This is a genomic window from Rhizorhabdus sp. (assembly GCF_018006725.1).
Classification (GTDB): Bacteria; Pseudomonadota; Alphaproteobacteria; order Sphingomonadales; family Sphingomonadaceae; genus Rhizorhabdus.
The window spans coordinates 1-4610 of the sequence record NZ_JAGMXV010000320.1; the positions used below are offsets into that span (position 1 = coordinate 1).

Annotated in this window: 4 protein-coding genes; 1 reads left to right on the forward strand and 3 read right to left on the reverse strand. The window is 63.7% G+C overall.

The features are described 5' to 3' along the window. Positions 1 to 995: cytochrome P450 (locus KAY22_RS24980; protein WP_296625829.1), on the reverse strand; the 995-nt coding region annotated here is incomplete at its 3' end. A 116-nt stretch (positions 996 to 1111) separates the two neighbouring features. Continuing rightward, positions 1112 to 2290 carry an SRPBCC family protein gene (locus KAY22_RS24985; RefSeq protein ID WP_296625830.1) on the reverse strand — a complete coding sequence of 393 codons (1179 nt, stop codon included), beginning with the start codon at positions 2288 to 2290 and terminating at the stop codon, positions 1112 to 1114. Positions 2291 to 2424: 134 nt separating this feature from the next. Between KAY22_RS24985 and KAY22_RS24990 the strand changes: the two genes are divergently transcribed. Further along, entirely contained in the window at positions 2425 to 4053 is a 1629-nt protein-coding gene (locus KAY22_RS24990) for an AMP-binding protein (protein WP_296625831.1), read from the forward strand. 25 nt (positions 4054 to 4078) lie between these two features. Here the strand turns inward: KAY22_RS24990 and KAY22_RS24995 are convergent. Then, positions 4079 to 4610, reverse strand: a 532-nt coding sequence (locus KAY22_RS24995; RefSeq protein WP_296625832.1) for an SDR family oxidoreductase, incomplete at its 5' end; no start/stop codon positions are given.

Sequence of the window (4610 nt, forward strand, 5' to 3'; positions counted from 1 at the left end):
ACCTTGAGCGAGTCGGCGTTGACCGTCTCGTCGAGACCATGGACCTGGGTCGGGATGCAGATCAGGTCGCCCGCCTTCAGCGAAGCCCCATGGAATTCCATGTCATGGCGGACGGTGCGCGCGATAGTGACCAGGCCGAAGCGACGGAACAGTTCGTTGGTAGCGGCCAGAACCTGCGGAAAATCGAGCCCGGCCAGTTCCTTGCGCAATTCGGGATTGCGGGCGAGGTGCAGCATGGTGAAGCCGAGGAAGTTCACCACCGTATCGACACCCGCGATCAGCACCTGCGTCGCCAGCGCCAGTGACTCTTCAACGCTCAGCTGACGGCCGTCGATGTCGGCGGTGACGATATGGCTGAGCAGATCCTCGCCCGGATTGGCGCGCCGCGCGTCGAGGATGGGGCCGAGATAATCGAAGAAGCCCTGCTTCGCCTCCTCGAACGGGATCGGCGGATTGGGCCGGGTCATGCATTCGGCGAGATAGCGGATATGGCCGGACTCGGCCATCGGAACGCCGACCAGCGCCATGAAGATGCTGATCGGAAAGACCTGCGCATAGGAAGCCGTGAAGTCGCAGCGCCCCTGAGCGACGAAGGGCTCGATCAGTTCGACAGCCGTCGCACGGATCGTTTCGTGCAGCCCCCGCACCTTCGCCAGCGACATGCCCGAGTTGAGCAGCTTGCGATAAGGTCGGTGCTCGGGCGGATCGATCGTAGTCGGGATCAATTGGTGCAGCTTGCCGACCGACTTCGGGATCACGATGATCTGGTTGGAGAAACGCTCATGATCCGACTGGACCTCGGCCAGGACCGGTCCCGACAAGGCGATCCAGTGCCCCTCATTCTGCGGCGTCCAGACGACCGGCGGCGATGCCTGCTGCAGGGCCTTCCAGGCCTGGTGGAAATCGTCGACCTGACCGGGGACATGATAGATGTCCACGTCGACCACCAGGCTGGGATCGATGTGATCGGGTATGTCGAGTGCGAGCGTCGCCATTATCAAGTCCTCTCTCTATCGCGTCTGCCGATCGCTTGCCGGCGTTGACGCGGATGCCCGGGCGGCATCCGAATAAAAAGGCGCCCGGGCCATCGACAGGTCCGGACGCCTTCTAATTACATCTTCGGTTCGGGGCGGGTGGGATCGTCCTCGAGATACCAGTTCAGCCATTCGTGGAAATATTGGTTGCCACGCTCATTGCGGCCGAAGACCAGTTCGTCATGCGCCCCGGCTTCGAGCCCGCGCTGGATTTCAAGGCCGATCAGATAATCTTCCTTGTAAGTCACGTCCCGGAAGAAATCGATCATCGTCTCGACCTGCGCCCGGTCCTCCTCGTCACGAATCGGATCGCGGCGGAGATAGTTCAGCACGGTCCGGTTCTGCTCCGGCGTCGGCCCGGGGAAGAGCTGGGCCACCTGGGTGATTTCCGGCGCGATGAAGGTCGACACGTTGGGAAACATGATCCGGACGAAATCGAAGCCGTTATTCTCCTGCGTGCCCCACTGCTCGCGCGGCACGTCGCGCAGCGCCTCGGCAATGCGCTTTTGCGGGAAACCAATGCGGATGTTGGGGCCGAAGCCTTCATAATGGGTGCAGTTGGACGGGGTGCGCGGGAAGATCGTCTCGGGGTGCAGCGAGGCGAAGTGATAGCCCTCGAGATAGCCGTCGAACGCGATCTTCCAATTGGCGCCTTCGATCACGCGCGAACCAAGATAGGTCCACTTGCCGAAGTCCATCGCATCATAATCATCGAGAAAACCGCGGAAATAGCGATCCAGATCCATCGGCGCGTTGGGCGTCAGGCAGACGAAGATCATGCCTGCCTTTTCCTCGCACGGCAGGCGGCGAAGACCGAGGCCGGCCTTGTCGACATCGCCGAACGTACGGGACTCGGCAACGCCGATCAGGCGTCCGTCCTGCCCGAAGGTCCAGCCATGATATTTGCAGACGAAGCGCGGGCAGTTGCCATGCCCTTCCGACGCGACCGGCGCGGAGCGGTGCGAGCAGACATTGAGGAAAGCGCGGACCTTGCCTTCCTTGTCGCGGCTGATCAGGATCGGCAAACCGACCGCTTCCATCGCCTTGTAATCGCCGGGGTTGGGCATTTCGGCGGTGAAGGCCAGCATCAATGGCACGCGCTTGAAGATGAGTTCCATCTCGGCGCGCCACTGGTCATGGTCGGTGTAGCTGCGGGTCGGCACCCGCATCGTATTGTCGGCCTGATAGGTCTTCTTGTTCTCGACATAGTCGAGCATGATTTCGGCGACGTCGCCGATGCGCTGGATACGGTCCACTGTCAGGCTCCTGTTTTATGGCTTTTGCCCGCTGTCTCGCGCAGCGCGCGTCACCCGACAAGCTGGGACAGGTAACAGGTTCCTGATATTTTGAACAATTGGACGCCCGTTCCGGGACGTGGCAGAGCCGGACCATGGACGAGAGGATGGATCCGCCGTGGCGCTGGCTGCAAACGCCCGCCCCACATCAGGCAATTTGGGCAGAGGGAGACGTCTGGGACCGGCGGACGCTGTTCGACCTGGCGGTCGAGCGCGCAGGCGCGGCGCCGGATTTTCCGGCTGTGGTCGAGGGCGAGCGGCGCTTCAGCCGCGCAAGCCTGGTCGAGGATGCGACGGCCCTTTCGGCTGCGCTTCATGCTCGCGGCCTCCGGCCCGGCGACGTCGTGGCCTTCCAGGTGCCGAATTGGCACGAAGCGGTGATCATCAACCTCGCTGCCGCCCAGTCGGGTCTCGTGGTCAATCCGATCGTGCCGATCTATCGCGACCATGAAGTGTCGCTGATGCTGGGCGACTGCAACGCGACGGCGTTCTTCGTTGCGAGCAGCTTCCGCAAATATGATTTCGCCGCGATGGCCGAACGCATCCGCCCGTCGCTCCCGTCGCTGCAACATGTGTTCACCGTTCGGGGCGAAGGCTCGGACGACTTCGCCGCACTGCTGGACGAAGGTCGCGGCTTGACGTTTGAGCGCCCCACCGTCGATCCGCTCGGCGTGAAGATGGTGCTTTACACATCGGGCACCACCGGGCGACCCAAGGGCGTGCTGCACAGCCACGTCACGCTCCAGCATATCGTGCGCGAAAGCGGCGCTTATTGGGGTCTCAAGGACGGCGATGCGACGCTGATGCCGTCGCCGGTCACCCATGTGTCGGGCTATGCCAACGGCCTGGAGGCGCCCTTCATCTGCGGCACCAGTACGATCCTGATGGAGAGTTGGAACGCGGCCGAAGCACTGGCGCTCATCGACCGCCATCAGGTCGTCGGCACGGTCGCAGCGACGCCCTTCCTGGTCGAACTGGCCGCCGCCGCGCGTGCTGCAGGCAATCGGCTGGAGAGCTTCCGTTTCTTTGCCTGCGGTGGCGCCGCAGTGCCCCCCGAGGTCATTCCCGCCGCCAACGCCGCCTTCGCCAATTGCCACGCTTTCCGCGTGTTCGGCGCGTCCGAGGTCCCGCTGGTCAGCTTCGGCTGGCCCGACGACGAGCAACTTGCGGCGACCACCGACGGCTGTATCGTCGACTATCAGGTCCGGATCGTCGACGGCGACGACAACGACCTGCCGGACGGTCAGGAGGGGGAAATCCTTGCACGGGGGCCGGCGATGCTACTCGCCTATGCCGACGAACAGCAGACGGCCGAGGCGATCACCACCGACGGCTATTTCCGCACCGGCGATCTGGGCGTTCGCTCCCCCGAGGGAGCCATCACGATCACCGGCCGCAAGAAGGACCTGATCATTCGTGGCGGAGAGAATATCTCGGCCAAGGAGATCGAGGACGTTCTTCACACCCATCCGGCGGTCAGGGAAGCGAGCGTGGTGGCAATGCCGCACGATCGGCTCGGCGAAGGCGTCTGCGCCTATGTTATCGCCCGCGAGGCTGCGCCGAGCGCAGAAGAGCTGGCCCGCCACGTCGCCGACAGCGGCCTTGCCAAGCAGAAGATTCCCGAGCGTTTCGTGTTCGTCGAGGATTTCCCGCGCACCGCATCGGGCAAGATCCGCAAGGACCAGCTCCGTGCGGACATCAAGGACCGACTGACGGCGGCCTGACCTTCGGGCCGCCGTCCAGTTCGGTTCAGGCCGCCCCGCTCGCCTTTGCGACGCTGGCGGCGATGTCGTCGTTGGTCGGGTTACGGCGCAACGTCAGCCCGCCGTTCACCTGCAGATTTTCGCCGCTCATGAAGCACTCGTCGCTGGCGAGCCACACGGCAGCGGCGGCGATATCGTCCGACGTGCCGATCCGGCCGAGCGGATAGCCTGCCACGAACGCCTCGTGCAGGCCCGGCACCGACATGGCCTGCTCGGTCATCGGGCTTTCGGTCAGACCGGGCGAGATGGAGTTGGCGCGGATGCCCTCCTTGCCGAACTCATGCGCGACGCAGCGGACGACATGGTCGGTCCCGGCCTTGGTGCCCATATAGGCGGCGTGATCATTGAGCATGATCGTGGCGGTGGCCGAGCTGATCTGGATGATCGAACCGCCCTGCCCGCCGCTGCTGCGCGCCATCTTGCGGATCATCGCCTGGAAGAAGTGGTAGGGACCGACGAACTGCAGCGCCGTCATGTCCATCAGTTCCTCGTGCGTCGTTTCGAGGAAGGGCTTGAGC